Raw genomic sequence first — 15,077 nt, forward strand, 5'->3', positions numbered from 1 at the left:
TCAGCGCCAGCGGCTGACCTCCACGTTCTCCAGGACGCCGAGCGCGTCCGGGACGAGGACCGCCGCGGAGTAGTAGGCCGTGACCAGGTAGGAGATGAGCGCCTGCTCGTCGATGCCCATGAAGCGGCAGGACATGCCGGGCTCGATCTCGTCCGGCAGACCGGTCTGGTGCAGGCCGATCACACCCTGGTCCTTCTCGCCCGTGCGCATGCAGAGGATCGAGGTGGTGCGGGCGTCGGAGACCGGGATCTTGCTGCACGGGTAGATCGGGACTCCGCGCCAGGTCATGATCCTGGTGCCGTCGAGGTCGATCGTCTCGGCGACCAGACCGCGCTTGTTGAGCTCGCGGCCGAAGGCGGCGATGGCCCGCGGGTGGGCCAGGAACATCTTCGAGCCGCGCCGCCGGGACAGCAGCTCGTCCATGTCGTCGGGGCCGGGCACGCCGTCGTGGGGCTGGAGGCGCTGCTCGTAGTCGCAGTTGGCGAGGAGGCCGAACTCCTTGTTGTTGACGAGCTCGTGCTCCTGGCGCTCGCGCAGTGCCTCGACGGTGAGCCGCACCTGCTGCTCGGTCTGGTTCATCGGCTGGTTGTAGAGGTCGGCCACGCGCGTGTGGACCTTGAGCACGGTCTGGGCGACGCTCAGCTCGTACTCGCGCGGCGAGGCGTCGTAGTCCACGTACGTGTGCGGGACGAGGGCCTCGCCGACGTGGCCCGCGGAGAGCTCGATGGCGGCCTCGCCGTACGTGTTGGTGCGCTGGCGCGGCAGCGCGGCGACCTCGGCGAGGTGGCCGGCGAGCGAACCGGCCCGCTCGGCGAGGTTGAGCACGTCGGCGCGGGTGAGTTCCAGGACCGTGCAGGCGGTGGCGGCGCGGGCGGTCCACTCCCAGGTGGCGTCCGCGCCGAGGAGGGAGGCGTCGCCGAAGTGGGCGCCGTCGGCGAGGACGCCGAGGACGGCCTCGTCCCCGTAGGGACCCTCGCCGATCTGCTCCACCTTGCCGTGGGCGAGGAGGTGGACCCGGTCGGCGGGCTCGCCCCGGGTGGCGATGACCTCGCCCGGCGCGTACGCGCGCTGGCGGCAGCGGGCGGCCAGTTCGGTGAGCGCGTCCTCGTCGGCGTATCCGCGCAGGGCGGAGAGCTCGCCCAGCTCGGCGGGGATGACGGTGACGCGCTCGCCGGTCTGCACGAAGGTGACGCGGCCGTCACCCACGGAGTAGCTGAGCCGCCGGTTCACCCGGTACGTACCGCCCTGTACCTGCACCCACGGCAGCGCGCGCAGCAGCCAGCGGGAGGTGATCTCCTGCATCTGCGGGGCCGACTTGGTCGTGGTCGCCAGGTTCCGCGCGGCGGCGGTGCCGAGACTCTGCTGCGGTGCGGCCTGACCCGCGCGGACCTCGCCGCCAACCGAACCAACGGACATGGAACTCCCTCTCGATACGACAAACCTGCGAGAGGAAGCCTTTCAGCACGGAGTGTGGCCGCGCCATTACACAAACGAGTGGGAGTTGACGCCGTTCCGCAAGGGCATGGCGCACGATTTCCACTCGAACAGCCCACCCCCTGTCCGGATCGGCTCGCACACCGCCCGAACGGATGGCAGGGGAGCGCGTCCCTCCGGTACTTCCGAAGCAGAGCAAGGAACCACCGCGATCCCGTGCCTGAAAGGAGTCGGTCATGGCCCCACCCATGTCCGCGAGCCGCTTCCTCGACGCCCTGCGCGACGAGGGTCTGACGGTCGTCGAGGTCGGCGACTGGCGCACCCACAACCGCAACCACAAGGGTCCCTGGGGCCCCGTGCACGGCGTGATGATCCACCACACCGTCACCCGCGGCACCGCCAACACCGTCCGGATCTGCCGAGACGGCTACCAGGCCCTGCCCGGGCCGCTGTGCCACGGCGTGATCGCCAAGGACGGCACCGTCCACCTGGTCGGCTACGGCAGGGCCAACCACGCGGGCCTCGGCGACGACGAGGTGCTGCGGGCGGTCATCGCCGAGAAGCGCCTGCCGCCGGACGACGAGGCCACCACGGACGGCAACCGGCACTTCTACGGCTTCGAGTGCGAGAACCTCGGCGACGGCAAGGACCCCTGGCCCAAGATCCAGCTGGAGGCCATCGCCAAGGCCGCGGCGGCGGTCTGCCGGGTGCACCGCTGGACCCAGCGCTCGGTCATCGGCCATCTGGAGTGGCAGCCGGGCAAGGTCGACCCGCGCGGCTTCTCCATGGCGTCGATGCGCGAGCGGATCGCCGACCGGCTGCGCTGACCGCCGGCCCGCCCGGCCGCCCCTCCCCCGCCCGGCCACCCCTCCCCCGCCCTCCCGTTCCCCGCCGCCCTCGCTCCCCACCGTCCCCGCCCATCTCGCCGTCCCCGCTCGCCGTCCCGTGCGTCACCGTCCCGTGCGCCAACCCCCTGTGCCGTCACCGTCCTGTCGGTCACCGTCGTGTCCGTCACCGCCCTGTGCCGCCACCGCCCTGTGCCGTCACCGCCCTGTGCCGTCACCGGCGACAATGGCCGGGTGAACGCGTTCGATCCCGCCCGTCTGCGGCCCCGGCTCCCCTCCCCGCTGGAGCCGGTCGAGGACGAGCGCTTCACCCGGCGCGACCTGACGCTCCTGCTCAAGCGCGACGACCTGATCCACCCCGACCTGCCGGGCAACAAGTGGCGCAAGCTCGCGCTCAACCTGCGGGCCGCCGCCGGCCGCCCGGTGCTCACCTTCGGCGGCGCGTACTCCAACCACCTGCGGGCGACCGCCGCCGCCGGCCGGCTCCTCGGCTTCGCCACCATCGGCGTGGTGCGCGGCGACGAGCTGGCCGGCCGCCCGCTCAACCCGTCGCTCGCGCGCTGCGCGGCAGACGGCATGCGCCTGGTCTTCGCCGACCGCGCCACGTACCGCGCGAAGCACGAGCCCGCGGCACTGGCCCGGCTGCTGGCGCTCGCCGGGGCACCCGAGGACACCTGCGTCGTCCCGGAGGGCGGCAGCAACGCGCTCGCCGTCGAGGGGTGCGTGGATCTGGGCCGTGAGCTCCGGGGCGCGGCCGACGTGGCCGCCGTCGCCTGCGGCACGGGCGGCACCCTCGCGGGCCTCGCGGCCGGATTCGACGGCCGCGTGCTCGGCGTTCCCGTCCTCAAGGGCGGCTTCCTGGGTGCGGAGATCGCCGCGCTCCAGGAGGCCGCGTTCGGCGGCCCGCGCGGCGACTGGCGGCTGGACGAGCGCTTCCACGGCGGCGGCTACGCCCGTACGACACCTGAGCTCGACGCCTTCGCACAGGACTTCGAGGCCCGCCACGGGGCGCGGCATGGACTCGCCATCGAGCGACTGTATGTCGCCAAAATGCTCTACGGACTGGTGACGCTCGCCGAGGAGGGCGCCTTCCCGGCCGGCACCCGGATCGCGGCGGTGGTCACCGGCGCGCCGGAGCCTCAGGGCGCCTCCTCGCGGTAGGCCGCGGCCTCCTCCAGGTCCAGGCGGCGCAGCAGGGTGCGCATCATCTCGTCGTCGATGCGGCGGGCGTCGCGCAGCTGTACGAAGACCTCGCGCTCGGCGTCGATCATCACGCGGGCGAGCCGTCGGTAGGTGTCGTCGGCGGTCTCGCCGGTGAGCTCGTTGACGGCGCCGAGCCGCTCCCAGACGGCGTTGCGGCGTCGTTCCATGACCGTCCGGAGCCGGTCGGCGAGCGGCGGGGGCAGGGCGTTGCGCGGGTCGGCGAGGAGCTCGTCGAGGCGTTCCTCGGCTGCCCGGGAGGCCTCGCTCTGGGCCTGCGCCTCGGCCAGCGTCTCCTCGTAGCGGTCGCGTCCGGGCAGCTTCAGCATCCGGATGAGCGGCGGCAGGGTGAGGCCCTGGACGACGAGGGTGCCGATCACGGTGGTGAAGGTGAGGAAGAGGACCAGGTTGCGGGCCGGGAACTCGACGCCGTCGGTGACGACCGGGACGGAGAAGGCGATGGCGAGCGAGACGACGCCCCGCATGCCGGCCCATCCGACGACCAGCGGCGCCCGCCAGTCCACCTCCGGCTCGCGCTGCCGGATGCGGGCGGACATCCAACGGGGCAGGAAGGTCGCGGGGTAGACCCAGACGAAGCGCACGACGACCACGGCGAGGAAGACCCCGGCCGCGTACCAGGCGGCCTCCCCGATGCCGTACCGGCCGAGGCCCTGGACGACGTACGGCAGCTGGAGGCCGATCAGCGCGAAGACCGCGGACTCCAGGATGAAGGCGACCATCTTCCACACCGCCTCCTCCTGGAGGCGGGTGGCGAAGTCGACCTTCCAGTTCTTGTGCCCGAGGAAGAGGCCGACGACGACGACGGCGAGCACGCCGGAGGCGCCGACCTCCTCGGCCGCCGCGTAGGCGATGAACGGGATGAGCAGGGAGAGGGTGTTCTGGAGCAGGGCCTCCCGCAGATGGGTGCGCAGCCAGTGGATGGGCACCATGAGGATCAGCCCGACCCCGATGCCGCCGATCGCGGCCAGTGCGAACTCGCCCAGGCCGCCCGCCCAGCTGATGCCCTCCCCCACGGCGGCGGCGAGGGCGACCTTGTAGGCGGTGATGGCGGTGGCGTCGTTCACCAGGGACTCGCCCTGGAGGATGGTGGTGATCCGGTGCGGCAGGCCGAGCCTGCGGGCGATGGCGGTGGCGGCGACCGCGTCCGGCGGGGCGACGATCGCGCCGAGGACGAGCGCCGCGGTCAGCGGCAGGTCGGGCACCAGCACGTAGGCGAGCCAGCCCACGGCGACGGTCGCGAAGAGCACGTAGCCGACGGAGAGCAGGGCGACGGGCCGGATGTTCGCCCGCAGGTCGAGGTACGAGGACTCGACGGCGGCCGTGTAGAGGAGCGGGGGCAGGATCAGCGGCAGCACGATGTGCGGGTCGAGGGTGTAGTCGGGCACCCCCGGCGCGTAGGAGGCGGCGAGGCCGACCGCGACGAGCAGCAGCGGCGCCGGCACCGGGGTCCGGCGGGCGAAGCCCGCGACCGCGGCGCTCGCCGCGATCAGCGCCACCAGCTGCAATGCGTCCATGCCCGTCCCCGTTCGTACTCCTGCGTCACTCGTGCCACAACGTAACCTGGCCATCATGAGCGAGTGCCCGCACGTTGCCGAAATGCCGCGCCCCGAACCGGCGCCGCTGAACGACACCTGCCCCGAGTGCCTGGCCGACGGCACCCACCCCGTCCAGCTGCGGCTCTGTCTCAGCTGCGGTCACGTGGGCTGCTGCGACTCGTCCCTGGGGCGGCACGCGACGGCGCACTTCACCGCCACCGGCCACCCGGTGATGCGGACCTTCGAGCCGAACGAGCGCTGGCGATGGTGCTTCCTGGACGGTTCGATCGTCTGACGGCTGGGTACGTCACCCCTCCGCGGGTTCTCCGCGGCCGCCGGGCAGCCGGGGTGTGTCCTACGGGCCGGGTCCTCACGGGGAGCGGTCCTCGGGGCGGTCCACACGGGCCCCCGGCGACACGGCGGGACGGATCGCGATAGCGTCTCGGCGGACTGCGCAACCGACTGCGTACCGCCTGGTCCGGGGGGCTCCTCCCCGGACCCCGAAAGAGCTTGTGCCACCTTGGAGGTGAGGGTGTCCCAGATCGCAGGCGAGCCCGGGACCCAGGACTTCGTGGAAGTCCGGCTGCCCGCTGCGGGTGCCTACCTGTCCGTGCTGCGTACGGCCACGGCCGGTCTCGCGGCGCGCTTGGACTTCACCCTCGACGAGATCGAGGACCTGCGGATCGCCGTCGACGAGGCGTGCGCGATCCTGCTCCAGCAGGCGGTACCGGGGTCGGTGCTGAGCTGCGTGTTCCGACTGATCGACGACTCGCTCGACGTCACCGTGTCGGCCCCGACGACGGACGGCAGGGCACCCGAGCGCGACACCTTCGCGTGGACGGTGCTGTCGGCCCTGGCCGGCAAGGTGGAGTCGTCCGTGGCCGAGGACAAGACGGTCTCCATCAGCCTGTACAAACAGCGCGGCGCGGGGCCAGGCCCGGCGTGAGGAGCGGGGACGCGACGGCCGGCATCCCTGGGCAGCAGGCCCGGCCGCACCCGGAGACGGAGGCCGGAGTCGAGGCCGGAGTCGAGGTCGCTACGGATCACGCGGAGCAGGCGGACCAGATGAGCGAGCACGAGCAGCACGAAGCGGTTCCCGAGCTGCCGGAGGGGCCGGCGGCCCACGAGGAGCACGAGGAGCCCAAGAGCCCCGACCCGCACGACCGGAGCGGGGCGCGGGCGCTCTTCATCGAGCTGCGCGACCTTCCGGAGGGTTCGCCGGAGAGGGCGGCGCTGCGCGACCGGCTGGTGCGGATGCACCTGCCGCTCGTGGAGCACCTGGCCCGGCGCTTCCGCAACCGCGGCGAGCCGCTCGACGACCTGACCCAGGTGGCGACGATCGGCCTGATCAAGTCGGTGGACCGCTTCGACCCGGACCGTGGGGTGGAGTTCTCCACGTACGCGACCCCGACGGTGGTCGGCGAGATCAAGCGCCACTTCCGCGACAAGGGCTGGGCGGTCCGGGTGCCCCGGCGCCTGCAGGAGCTGCGGCTGTCCCTGACGACGGCGACGGCGGAGCTGTCGCAGCAGCACGGGCGCTCGCCGACGGTCCACGAGCTGGCCGAGCGGCTCGGGATCTCCGAGGAGGAGGTACTGGAGGGCCTGGAGTCGGCGAACGCCTACTCGACGCTCTCCCTGGACGTGCCGGACACCGACGACGAGTCGCCGGCGGTCGCCGACACCCTGGGCGCGGAGGACGAGGCCCTGGAGGGGGTCGAGTACCGGGAGTCGCTCAAGCCGCTCCTGGAGGACCTGCCGCCGCGCGAGAAGCGCATCCTGCTGCTGCGCTTCTTCGGGAACATGACCCAGTCGCAGATCGCGCAGGAGGTCGGCATCTCGCAGATGCACGTCTCCCGGCTGCTGGCGCGCACGCTGGCGCAGCTGCGGGAGAGGCTGCTCGTCGAGGAGTGACGGTGGATCCGCGAAGCACCCCGGCCGGGGCTACGGAGTGTCCCGGCCGGGGGCTGCGGACGCGGTGCGGTTGCCCGTGGGCTGCGGCTCCGCGTACCGCTCGGATCGGTCACCGGCGCACCCGACAGCACAGGTGAAGCACCCGGTCGCCCTGGATCACCACGTCAGGGTCCTCCAACAGCTGCTGCGTGCGGACCGACCCGAAGTAGCGCTTGCCTGACCCGAACACGACGGGTACGACGTCCATGCGCACCTCGTCGATCAGGCCCGCGGCGAGCACCTGGCCACCGACGTCACCCGCGGCGACCTCGACCGTGCGGTCACCCGCGAGCTCCTGCGCCTCGGCCACGGCTGCCTCGACGCCGTCGACGAAGTGAAACGGCGCCTCGGGGTCCCAGCCCTCGGGCGCCGGCCGGTGCGACACGACGACCACGTGGTCGATCCCGCCCGGAGGCTTCCCGTCCCAGCCGTCCGTCAGGTCGAAGACGTGGCGGCCGACGATCGTGACTCCGATCTGGTCCCAGTACGGCCGGATGTAGTCGTAGGACGTCTGTGACACCTTCAGCTCGCCGCTCTCGTCCAACGGGACGTCACCGCTGGACAGCCAGTCGAACAGCGGTCCGGGCTGGTCGTTCTCGTCCGCGACGAAGCCGTCCACCGACACCGAGGCGTACATGACCACCTTGCCCACGGGGCTCTCCTCTGCCTGGGGTGCCCCAAAGTAGCGTGCCGTGAGCTGTCGGTCGGGTAAGGAATCCGGCGACCTGGCAGCGGCCGGCCGGCGCGTGTCCGGGATGCCCGCCCGGCTGGCCGGGGCCTGGGGAGAGTCCCGGTCGGGGGCGGGGTCTCCTGGCCGGGGGTTTACGGAGAGTCCCGACCGGAGGGCTGGGTGCCTCAGCCGTGGGGTTAGGGAGAGTCCCGACCGAGCGGTGGGTGCCTCAGCCGTGGGGTTACGGAGAGTCCCGACCGGAGGGTCTGGAACTCTCCTGGCCGTGGGATTACGGAGAGTCCTGGCCTGGGCGCTTGATGCCGAGCGCCTCGGTCGTGGCCGGGCTGACCAGCATGACCAGGCCGGTCACGGCGAGGACGGCGAGGGCGATGCCGGCCGGGATCAGGACCTCGTCGTGGAGCAGCTGCCAGGCGACGGGAAGCGCCAGGATCTGCATGATGACCGCGGGGCCGCGGCTCCAAGAGCGGCGCAGCCACAGGCCGCGGGCGGCGACGAGCGGGATGAGCCCGAGGGCGACCAGGGTCGCCCCGCCCATGAGGGCCGAGGTGAGGTCGTCGGGCCGGTCGGTGAGGGTGCTCACCAGCAGGTAGAGGCCGCCGACCGCCAGGGCGAGGCCCTCGACACCGGCCACGACGGCCGCGGCGGTGAGCCTCCCGGGACGCGGGGCCCGCTCCGTACGCTCCGTCTTGCTCATGTCCGCACTGCTCGCACTGCTCATGCAGGCAGGGTAGCCGGGGCGCACCGGGACCGGAGGGCGCGGTCCGGAACGGACCGGGACTGCGCTCGGTACCGCCGGGTAGGTACGCTGGCGACCATGCGCGCGCTTCTCGTGGTCAATCCGGCAGCAACCACCACCAGTGCGCGCACACGCGACGTGCTGATCCACGCGCTGGCCAGCGAGATGAAGCTGGAGGCGGTGACCACCGAGTACCGGGGGCACGCCCGTGACCTGGGGCGCAGGGCAGCCGACTCGGACGACATCGACCTGGTGGTGGCGCTCGGCGGCGACGGAACGGTCAACGAGGTGGTCAACGGGCTGCTTCACGCGGGGCCCGATCCGGACCTGCCGGGGCTCGCGGTGGTGCCGGGCGGCTCGACCAATGTGTTCGCGCGGGCGCTCGGACTGCCGAACGATGCCGTGGAGGCGACCGGGGCCCTGCTGGACGCGCTGCGTGAGCAGCGGACGCGGACGGTGAGCCTGGGGCTCGCCTCGGGGACGCCGGGCACGGAGGACGAGGGCGTACCCGAGCGCTGGTTCACGTTCTGTGCCGGGTTCGGGTTCGACGCGAGCGTGATCGGCCGGGTCGAACAGCAGCGCGAACGGGGCAAGCGTTCGACGCACGCGCTCTATCTGCGTCAGGTGGTGCGCCAGTTCCTGGGCGAGCAGAACCGGCGGCACGGGACGATCACCCTGGAGCGCCCCGGCGAGGTTCCCGTGGAGAACCTCGTCCTCTCCATAATCTGCAACACCTCTCCCTGGACCTACCTGGGGAATCGTCCGGTGTACGCGTCACCGGACGCCTCCTTCGAGACGGCGCTCGACGTGCTCGGACTGAGCCGGCTGTCCACCCCGGCGGTGGCCCGGTACGCGACCCAGCTGCTCACTTCGACCCCGGAGCGGGGACCGCACGGGAAGCACGCGCTGACGCTGCACGATCTGACCGACTTCACCTTGCATTCGAAGGCGCCTCTCCCCCTGCAGATGGACGGAGACCACCTGGGACTGCGTACGAGCGTGACGTTCACAGGCGTACGCCGTGCACTGCGTGTGATTGTGTGACCAGAAGGACCGAAAGTCCTTCCACTCGAACGTTTAGGCTGCCCTCCACCCCCTAGAAGTACGGCTGTGACGGAGCCGACACCGAGGAATCAAAAAAAACTTTCCAGAAGGGGTTGTATCCGTTGCTGGGGTTTGGGAGTCTCTTCTTGGCGATCGGGACGGCCCGCAAGAACGGCCTCCACTGAGAGCCAGAACCCCACCCCAGTGACAAGGACCACGCCAGTTCACCTGGCAGTCGGCCCTTCCCCTGCGGGGGGATTCGTGAAAGCGTTCACATTCACAAGCAACTTGCACGCAACACCTGAGAGAGGTAGCAGCCATGGACTGGCGTCACAACGCCGTTTGTCGTGAGGAAGACCCCGAGCTGTTCTTCCCCATCGGCAACACCGGTCCTGCGCTGCTGCAGATCGAGGAAGCCAAGGCCGTCTGCCGCCGCTGCCCCGTCATGGAGCAGTGCCTGCAGTGGGCGCTCGAGTCCGGCCAGGACTCCGGCGTCTGGGGTGGCCTCAGCGAGGACGAGCGCCGCGCGATGAAGCGCCGCGCCGCTCGCAACCGGGCGCGCAACGCGAGCGCCTGAGCCACCTGCACAGCCTGAGGCCCAGCGGCGCGTACACCGCGTACGCATTCACCGCCCCCCGAGCCGCAGCGCGCAGCAGTAACCCACAGCATTCGAGCCCCGGACCGGTCACTTCGGTCCGGGGCTCGCTGCTGAGAACCCACGGGCGCGAAATCGCGGTGGTGAACTCACCGTCATACAGGCGCGACGGTGAGTTCACCCTCCCGAACTCCTGGCGGTGAACTCACCGCGACGAACACACCGTCACGAACTCGGCACGAGGAACTCACCGCCGGGAAACCGTCGTTGTGAGTTCGCCACTGCGCTCTCCCGCCCGTGATCTCACCGTCGCGAACTCCGCGTGGTGAACTCGGTGTGGCCAACCCCGCATAGCGAACTCCGCGTAGCGAACTCCGCGTAGCGAACTCCGCGTGGCGAACTCCGCGTGGCGAACTCACCCCAGAGATCTCGTGGGAGCGAGCCCGGCGCCGTGAAGCGGTGAACTCCCTCTGTTTCCGGGCCTATTTCTGCGGCTGTACGGGAATGTCGAGGACGACCTTGGTGCCGCGCTCGGCACCCGGCTGCATGTCGAAACTGCCGCCGAGCTCGCCCTCGACGAGCGTCCGGACGATCTGCAGGCCGAGATTGCCGGCCCGCTGCGGGTCGAAGCCCTCGGGAAGTCCGCGGCCGTCGTCCTTGACCGTGATGAGGAGCCGGGCGTCCGCACGGGGCTCGCCGCGCACGGCGGTGACCTCGACGGTGCCCTGCTCCCCCGGCGCGAAGGCGTGCTCCAGGGCGTTCTGCAGGATCTCGGTGAGAACCATGGAGAGCGGCGTGGCGACCTCGGCGTCGAGGATGCCGAAGCGCCCGTTGCGCCGGCAGCTGACCTTGCCCGGGGAGATCTCGGCGACCATCGCGATCACCCGGTCGGCGATCTCGTCGAACTCGACCCGCTCGTCCAGGTTCTGGGACAGCGTCTCATGGACGATGGCGATCGAACCGACGCGCCGCACGGCCTCGTTGAGGGCCTCGCGCCCGCGGTCGGAGTCCATCCGGCGGGCCTGCAGGCGCAACAGGGCGGCCACCGTCTGGAGGTTGTTCTTCACCCGGTGGTGGATCTCCCGGATGGTGGCGTCCTTGGTGATCAACTCGCGTTCACGGCGGCGCAGTTCGGTGACGTCCCGGAGCAGCACGAGGGAGCCGATCCGGGTGCCCTTGGGCTTGAGCGGGATCGCCCGCAGCTGGATCACGCCGCCGTTGCCCTCGACCTCGAACTCGCGCGGGGCGTATCCGGAGGCCATCTTGGCCAGGGCCTCGTCCACCGGGCCGCGGGAGGGGGCGAGCTCGGCGGTGATCTGGCCGAGGTCCTGGCCGACCAGGTCGGCGGCGAGGCCGAGCCGGTGGTACGCGGAGAGCGCGTTGGGCGAGGCGTACTGGACGACCCCGTCGGCGTCGAGCCGGATGAGTCCGTCGCCGGCCCGCGGCGAGGAGTCCATGTCGACCTGCTCGCCGGGGAAGGGGAAGGAGCCTGCCGCGATCATCTGGGCCAGGTCGGAGGCGGACTGGAGGTAGGTGAGCTCCAGCCGGGACGGGGTCCGCACGGTGAGCAGGTTGGTGTTGCGCGCGATCACGCCGAGGACGCGGCCCTCGCGGCGGACGGGGATGGACTCGACCCGGACGGGGACCTCCTCGCGCCACTCGGGGTCGCCCTCGCGCACGATCCGGCCCTCGTCGAGGGCGGCGTCCAGGAGCGGACGGCGGCCGCGCGGGACCAGGTGGCCGACCATGTCGTCCTGGTACGAGGTCGGGCCGGTGTTCGGTCGCATCTGGGCGACGGAGACGTACCGGGTGCCGTCCAGGGTGGGGACCCACAGCACGAGGTCGGCGAAGGAGAGGTCGGAGAGCAGCTGCCACTCCGACACCAGCATGTGGAGCCAGTCGAGGTCGGACTCGCTCAGAGCGGTGTGCTGGCGTACGAGGTCGTTCATGGAGGGCACGTGAGCGAGCGTACCCGGCGGAATTAACAGGCGGTGAACCTGGATCTCCGGGCGTCCGTGTTGGAGGATGGCCCTGGTACGACCGTGTGCGCATGGATGGACAGACAAGAATGGTCTAGTCCACAATGCTTGTTATCGAGCCTCCATCCTCCCCGCACAGGAGGATGGACGAGGTACCCGGCGCTCTCTGCCCTGACTGCGCCGAGACCTCCCACACGGCCGAGGGACCGCACACCCCCGGCCGAGCAACTCCGGGCTGCGGTGCCGGACGGGTTGAGGGTCCCGTCGGGCGCCGCGGCCCGCGGGTGTTTCCGGGGCCGATACGGCCGCCCCTCCCAGAGCCGGGCCCCTGGCCGCCCCTCACGCCCTGAGCCAGACCCCCCGGCAGCCCCGCTCCCCCCGGCGGGCCCCAGGCCGCCCCTCACTCCCTGCGTCGGACCCCCGCAAGCCCCCGCTCCCCCTGGGCGGACCCCCGGCCGCCCCTCACACCCTGAGTCGGACCCGTCGGCCCCACCCCCCACGCGGGCCTCCGGCCCGCCTCATTCCCCGGGCCAGGCCCGCATCGCCGCCTCCGCGACCCGCTCGAGCTCCTGCCGGGTCGCGCCGTCCCGGGCCTGCTGGGACATGCCCTGGAGAGCGGCGCCGCTGAGGCGGGCGAGGGTGTGGGCGTCGGTGTCCGCGGGCAGCTCGCCCGCCTCGACTCCCCGGCGGATCCGGTTCTCGATGCGGGCGATGTTGGCGTTCCGCCGGTCCCGCAGGGCGTCGGCCACCTCCGGGGTCGAGCAGTTGATCGCCGCGGAGATCATCAGGCAGCCGGGCGGGTGGGCCGGGTCGGTGTAGTGCCGCGCCGCCTCGACCAGCATCCGGCGGACGGCGGCACGCGCGCTCCGCTCCTGGTCGAAGGCCTCCGCCCCGAAGGCCCCGTGGGACTTCGCGTACTCCTCGACGACCTCCTCGAAGAGCGTCCTCTTGTCCCCGAAGGCCGCGTAGAGGCTCGGCGCGCTGATGCCCATGACGCGGGTGAGGTCGGAGACGGAGGTCGTCTCGTACCCGTGCTCCCAGAAGGCCATCGTCGCCTGCTCCAGCGCCGTCGGGCGGTCGAAGGAGCGGGGGCGGCCGCGCTGCTTGGTCGTCATGGCGAAATTCTATAGCGGGCACTACGGAAGGTGGGGTACGGTTCTTTCTGTAACGACCGCTAGGGAATGCGAGGGGGGCGTCGTCATGGGCGTGCTCAAGGGAAAGACGGCACTGGTCACGGGCGGCAGCCGGGGCATCGGGCGGGGGATCGCCGAGCGCCTGGCGCGGGACGGGGCGCGGGTCGCGGTGCATTACGGGACCAACGAGGCCGCGGCGAAGGAGACGGTCGCGGCGATCGCGGAGGCCGGCGGCGAGGCGTTCGCCATCGGGCAGGAGCTGGGCGTGCCCGGCGACGCCGAGGCGCTGTGGACCGCCTTCGACGCCCACGCGGACGGCCTGGACATCCTGGTGAACAACGCGGGGATCGCCGCTCGGTCCCCGTTCGCGACGATCGGCGAGGAGGAGTACGAGCGGGTCTTCGCGGTCAACACCAAGGCGCCCTTCTTCCTGGCCCAGCTGGGCGCGGAGCGGCTGCGCGACGGGGGCCGGATCGTGAACGTGTCGACCGGCCTGACGCACGCGGCGGCGATGCCGGACCTGATCGCCTACGCGATGTCGAAGAGCGCCCTGGACGTCTTCACCCGCTATCTGTCGAAGGTGCTCGGCGCACGCGGGATCACGGTGAACGCGGTGGCCCCGGGCATCGTCGACACGGACATCAACGCGGGCTGGCTCCGGGGGAACGAGGAGGCGCTGGCGGGCGCCGCGGCGATGTCGGCCCTCGGGAAGATCGGCACCCCCGAGGACATAGCCGATGTGGTGGCCTTCCTGGCCTCGCACGACGGGCGCTGGGTGACGGGGCAGTGGATCGACGCGACGGGAGGCTCGCTGGACTGAGGCGGGGCGCCGGGCAGGGCCGACGCGAGGTGCCGGGTGGGGGCCGGGCCCGGCGCCGACGAGGCGCCGGTGGGGTTCGAGTGGCTGGGGTGACAGGGGCGGCCGACGATGGAAAGGGCCCGTCCCGCAGGCCGGAACGGCATGGGCGGGCGGCCCGCGCTCTGCTAGATTTGGACCTAGATTGGTCTATACCACCAGGTCACCTCCAGCCCCTCACCAGATCGGCAGGCACAGCGTGGAAGTTGTCATCGTCAAGGACGCCAAGGCGGGCGGAGAGCTCATCGCGGACGGCATCGCCGGCCTCCTGCGCCGCAAGCCCGACGCGCTGCTCGGCGTGGCCACCGGATCGACCCCGCTGCCCATCTACGACGCCCTGATCGCCCAGGTCCGGGCGGGGTCCGTGGACGCCTCCCGGGCCCGGATCGCCCAGCTCGACGAGTACGTGGGCCTGCCCGCGGGGCACCCCGAGTCGTACCGCTCCACGGTGCTGCGCCAGGTCGTCGAGCCGCTCGGGCTCTCCCAGGACGCCTTCATGGGTCCCGACGGCTCGGCCGAGGACGTCCTGGCGGCCTGCGAGGCCTACGACAAGGCGCTCGCCGAGGCCGGCGGCGTCGACCTGCAGATCCTCGGCATCGGCACCGACGGGCACATCGGCTTCAACGAGCCCTGCTCCTCGCTCGCCTCCCGCACCCGGATCAAGACGCTCACCGAGCAGACCCGGGTCGACAACGCCCGCTTCTTCGACAACGACATCGACCAGGTGCCGCACCACGTCATCACCCAGGGCATCGGCACCATCCTGGAGGCCCGTCACCTGGTGCTGCTCGCCACCGGCGAGGGCAAGGCCGAGGCCGTGGCGCAGACGGTCGAGGGCCCCGTCGCCGCGCTCGTGCCGGCCTCCGCGCTGCAGCTGCACCCGCACGCGACGGTGGTCGTGGACGAGGCCGCCGCCTCCAAGCTGAAGCTCGCCGACTACTTCCGCCACACCTACGCGAACAAGCCGTCCTGGCAGGGCATCTAGGACCCCACCCGCACGCGGGTACGCAGAGGGGCCCGGTACCTGATCAGGTACCGGGCCCCTTTCCCGCACGCGG

The 15,077-nt window shown here is 71.7% G+C and carries 15 protein-coding genes; 9 read left to right on the forward strand and 6 right to left on the reverse strand.

Annotated features, from left to right (window positions below):
• On the reverse strand, positions 1-1,416 hold the full coding sequence (locus tag AB0M16_RS03940) for a family 2B encapsulin nanocompartment shell protein (RefSeq protein ID WP_365338419.1): 1,416 nt from the start codon (positions 1,414-1,416) through the stop codon (positions 1-3).
• 254 nt (positions 1,417-1,670) lie between these two features.
• Here AB0M16_RS03940 and AB0M16_RS03945 point away from each other — a divergent pair, with 254 nt between their 5' ends.
• Together AB0M16_RS03945 and AB0M16_RS03950 are read left to right on the forward strand one after the other, a co-directional pair.
• The gene (locus tag AB0M16_RS03945; protein WP_365338421.1) at positions 1,671-2,261 is read left to right on the forward strand and encodes an N-acetylmuramoyl-L-alanine amidase; all 591 of its coding nucleotides are present in this window, start codon (positions 1,671-1,673) and stop codon (positions 2,259-2,261) included.
• 252 nt (positions 2,262-2,513) lie between these two features.
• Positions 2,514-3,440, forward strand: a complete 927-nt coding sequence (locus AB0M16_RS03950) for a pyridoxal-phosphate dependent enzyme (protein WP_365338423.1) — start codon at positions 2,514-2,516, stop codon at positions 3,438-3,440.
• Here the strand turns inward: AB0M16_RS03950 and AB0M16_RS03955 are convergent.
• The gene (locus tag AB0M16_RS03955) at positions 3,419-5,014 is read right to left on the reverse strand and encodes a Na+/H+ antiporter (RefSeq protein ID WP_365338425.1); all 1,596 of its coding nucleotides are present in this window, start codon (positions 5,012-5,014) and stop codon (positions 3,419-3,421) included. The two genes, AB0M16_RS03950 and AB0M16_RS03955, sit on opposite strands and share 22 nt — an antisense overlap.
• Before the next feature lie 55 nt (positions 5,015-5,069).
• On the opposite strand from AB0M16_RS03955, the gene AB0M16_RS03960 reads away from it, so the two are divergent.
• From AB0M16_RS03960 to AB0M16_RS03970, 3 genes are all read left to right on the forward strand, one after another.
• A complete protein-coding gene (locus AB0M16_RS03960; protein WP_365338427.1) occupies positions 5,070-5,330 on the forward strand; it encodes a UBP-type zinc finger domain-containing protein in 261 nt (86 codons plus the stop codon).
• A gap of 237 nt (positions 5,331-5,567) precedes the next feature.
• On the forward strand, positions 5,568-5,981 hold the full coding sequence (locus tag AB0M16_RS03965; RefSeq protein WP_365338429.1) for an anti-sigma regulatory factor: 414 nt from the start codon (positions 5,568-5,570) through the stop codon (positions 5,979-5,981).
• The gene (locus AB0M16_RS03970) at positions 5,870-6,946 is read left to right on the forward strand and encodes an RNA polymerase sigma factor SigF (RefSeq protein ID WP_365338431.1); all 1,077 of its coding nucleotides are present in this window, start codon (positions 5,870-5,872) and stop codon (positions 6,944-6,946) included. Before AB0M16_RS03965 ends, AB0M16_RS03970 begins: the two co-directional genes overlap by 112 nt.
• Positions 6,947-7,055: 109 nt before the next feature.
• Here AB0M16_RS03970 and AB0M16_RS03975 read toward each other — a convergent pair whose 3' ends face one another.
• A complete protein-coding gene (locus AB0M16_RS03975) occupies positions 7,056-7,637 on the reverse strand; it encodes a dihydrofolate reductase family protein (RefSeq protein WP_365338433.1) in 582 nt (193 codons plus the stop codon).
• A gap of 307 nt (positions 7,638-7,944) precedes the next feature.
• Positions 7,945-8,394, reverse strand: coding sequence for a hypothetical protein (locus tag AB0M16_RS03980; RefSeq protein WP_365338435.1), 450 nt, complete (start codon positions 8,392-8,394; stop codon positions 7,945-7,947).
• Between the two features lie 96 nt (positions 8,395-8,490).
• On the opposite strand from AB0M16_RS03980, the gene AB0M16_RS03985 reads away from it, so the two are divergent.
• Both AB0M16_RS03985 and AB0M16_RS03990 read left to right on the forward strand, forming a co-directional pair.
• Complete coding sequence (locus AB0M16_RS03985) at positions 8,491-9,456, forward strand: diacylglycerol kinase family protein (RefSeq protein WP_365338437.1); 966 nt, start codon at positions 8,491-8,493, stop codon at positions 9,454-9,456.
• 319 nt (positions 9,457-9,775) lie between these two features.
• Positions 9,776-10,033, forward strand: a complete 258-nt coding sequence (locus AB0M16_RS03990) for a WhiB family transcriptional regulator (RefSeq protein WP_003953983.1) — start codon at positions 9,776-9,778, stop codon at positions 10,031-10,033.
• A 500-nt stretch (positions 10,034-10,533) separates the two neighbouring features.
• On the opposite strand, the gene AB0M16_RS03995 is transcribed toward AB0M16_RS03990, so the two are convergent.
• Both AB0M16_RS03995 and AB0M16_RS04000 read right to left on the reverse strand, forming a co-directional pair.
• Complete coding sequence (locus AB0M16_RS03995) at positions 10,534-12,000, reverse strand: PAS domain-containing sensor histidine kinase (RefSeq protein WP_365338742.1); 1,467 nt, start codon at positions 11,998-12,000, stop codon at positions 10,534-10,536.
• 548 nt (positions 12,001-12,548) lie between these two features.
• Positions 12,549-13,145, reverse strand: a complete 597-nt coding sequence (locus AB0M16_RS04000) for a TetR/AcrR family transcriptional regulator (protein WP_365338439.1) — start codon at positions 13,143-13,145, stop codon at positions 12,549-12,551.
• A gap of 85 nt (positions 13,146-13,230) precedes the next feature.
• Here AB0M16_RS04000 and AB0M16_RS04005 point away from each other — a divergent pair, with 85 nt between their 5' ends.
• Both AB0M16_RS04005 and nagB read left to right on the forward strand, forming a co-directional pair.
• A complete protein-coding gene (locus AB0M16_RS04005) occupies positions 13,231-13,983 on the forward strand; it encodes an SDR family oxidoreductase (RefSeq protein WP_365338441.1) in 753 nt (250 codons plus the stop codon).
• A 235-nt stretch (positions 13,984-14,218) separates the two neighbouring features.
• Positions 14,219-15,004 carry a glucosamine-6-phosphate deaminase gene (gene nagB / locus AB0M16_RS04010; RefSeq protein ID WP_365338443.1) on the forward strand — a complete coding sequence of 262 codons (786 nt, stop codon included), beginning with the start codon at positions 14,219-14,221 and terminating at the stop codon, positions 15,002-15,004.
• Positions 15,005-15,077 lie beyond the last annotated feature (73 nt).

It is taken from the genome of Streptomyces sp. NPDC051921 (assembly GCF_040680975.1).
Taxonomy (GTDB): domain Bacteria; phylum Actinomycetota; class Actinomycetes; order Streptomycetales; family Streptomycetaceae; genus Streptomyces.

Bases quoted from the DNA above. Each gene is read 5' to 3' on its own strand.
- AB0M16_RS03955 (WP_365338425.1), bottom strand. From the start codon at position 5,014: ATGGACGCATTGCAGCTGGTGGCGCTGATCGCGGCGAGCGCCGCGGTC.
- AB0M16_RS03985 (WP_365338437.1), top strand. From the start codon at position 8,491: ATGCGCGCGCTTCTCGTGGTCAATCCGGCAGCAACCACCACCAGTGCG.
- AB0M16_RS04005 (WP_365338441.1), top strand. From the start codon at position 13,231: ATGGGCGTGCTCAAGGGAAAGACGGCACTGGTCACGGGCGGCAGCCGG.
- AB0M16_RS03940 (WP_365338419.1), bottom strand. From the start codon at position 1,416: ATGTCCGTTGGTTCGGTTGGCGGCGAGGTCCGCGCGGGTCAGGCCGCA.
- AB0M16_RS04000 (WP_365338439.1), bottom strand. From the start codon at position 13,145: ATGACGACCAAGCAGCGCGGCCGCCCCCGCTCCTTCGACCGCCCGACG.
- AB0M16_RS03990 (WP_003953983.1), top strand. From the start codon at position 9,776: ATGGACTGGCGTCACAACGCCGTTTGTCGTGAGGAAGACCCCGAGCTG.
- AB0M16_RS03995 (WP_365338742.1), bottom strand. From the start codon at position 12,000: ATGAACGACCTCGTACGCCAGCACACCGCTCTGAGCGAGTCCGACCTC.
- AB0M16_RS03960 (WP_365338427.1), top strand. From the start codon at position 5,070: ATGAGCGAGTGCCCGCACGTTGCCGAAATGCCGCGCCCCGAACCGGCG.
- AB0M16_RS03980 (WP_365338435.1), bottom strand. From the start codon at position 8,394: ATGAGCAGTGCGAGCAGTGCGGACATGAGCAAGACGGAGCGTACGGAG.
- AB0M16_RS03945 (WP_365338421.1), top strand. From the start codon at position 1,671: ATGGCCCCACCCATGTCCGCGAGCCGCTTCCTCGACGCCCTGCGCGAC.